At 65.0% G+C, this 1,324-nt stretch carries 1 protein-coding gene and 1 other annotated feature; the gene reads right to left on the bottom strand.

Annotated elements, in window-relative coordinates; translation table 11 throughout:
- Positions 1–39: 39 nt before the first annotated feature.
- Positions 40–1,274 (bottom strand): IS3 family transposase gene (locus AB1781_11405; protein ID MEW5705172.1). Its coding sequence is split into 2 segments (ribosomal slippage): positions 40–980 and positions 980–1,274, totalling 1,236 coding nucleotides; the frame shifts between segments, so codons are not numbered across the junction.
- Positions 871–987: a sequence feature (AL1L pseudoknot), on the bottom strand. Its footprint overlaps the gene before it by 117 nt.
- Positions 1,275–1,324 lie beyond the last annotated feature (50 nt).

Genomic DNA, 1,324 nt, shown 5'->3' with positions numbered 1-1,324 from the left:
TGAACCGCCCCGGGTTCTCCGGAGGCTGTTTGGTTTGAGTCAGGCGGCGAGTTTTGCAGTCTCCCTTCGGGCTGCATAGTAGGCGGCTTCTGCTTCCGCCGGCGGGATGTTGCCGATCGGTTCGAGAAGCCGCCGGTTGTTGAACCAGTCGACCCATTCGAGCGTCGCCAGCTCGACGGCCTCGAACGATCTCCACGGACCTTTGCGCCAGATGACCTCGGCTTTGTAGAGGCCGTTGATGGTCTCGGCGAGGGCGTTGTCGTAGCTGTCGCCGACGCTGCCGACTGACGGCACGAGGCCGGCCTCGGCCAGTCGCTCGGTGTATTTGATCGAGACGTATTGCACGCCACGATCGGAGTGATGCACAAGACCGCCGCCGACCGGACGGCGATCGTGCAGCGCTTGCTCCAGCGCGTCGAGCACGAAGCCCGCGTGCGCCGTTCGTGACGCCCGCCAGCCGACGATCTTGCGCGCGAAGGCATCTATGACGAACGCCACGTAGACGAAGCCGGTCCACGTCGAGACGTACGTGAAGTCCGACACCCAGAGCACGTTCGGCCGCTCGGCGCGGAACCGCCGGTTGACGTGATCGAGCGGGCACGGGGCTGCCTTGTCGGGTAGGGTGGTGCGCACCCGCTTGCCGCGAATGACGCCTTCCAAGCCCATTTTCTTCATCAATCTCTCCACCGTGCAGCGTGCCACTTCGAAGCCCTCGCGCTTCAACTGGTGCCACACCTTGCGCACGCCGTAGACTTGGTAGTTCTCGTCGAACACGCGTTGGATCTCGCGGCTGAGCTCGGCGTCGCGCTGCACACGCGGCGGCGCCGTCTCCGGATGTTCCCGGCGACGGAGGTGCTCGTAGTAGGTCGCCGGGGCGATCGGCAATTGCTCGCAGATCGGCTCGACCCCGTACGCTGACCGGTACTCGTCGATGAACTTCGTCATGTCTTCGACCGGCGGTCGAGCTCCGCCTGCGCAAAATACGCGCTCGCCTTGCGCAGGATCTCGTTGGCCTGGCGCAACTCCTTGACCTCGCGCTCGAGCTGCTTCAGTCGCTCGCGCTCGTCGCTCGCCAAGCCTGGACGTTTGCCGGCGTCACGCTCAGCCTGCTTGACCCAGTTGGACAGCGTCTGCGCCGTGCAGCCGATCTTGGCCGCGATCGAGGCAATCGCCGCCCACTGCGACGGGTAGTCGCCCGCGTGGTCGAGCACCATCCGGACGGCGCGCTCACGCACCTCGGCTGAGAACTTCGGGGATTTGGTATGGTTCGTCATGGCTCCAGTCTCTCAAGAGTTGGAGCCTCCGGCAATCTCGGGGCGGTTCA

The organism is Pseudomonadota bacterium (assembly GCA_040752895.1).
GTDB lineage: Bacteria > Pseudomonadota > Alphaproteobacteria.
The sequence above is the reverse complement of the archived record's forward strand: the minus strand, read 5'-3'. Positions and strand labels throughout refer to the sequence as shown.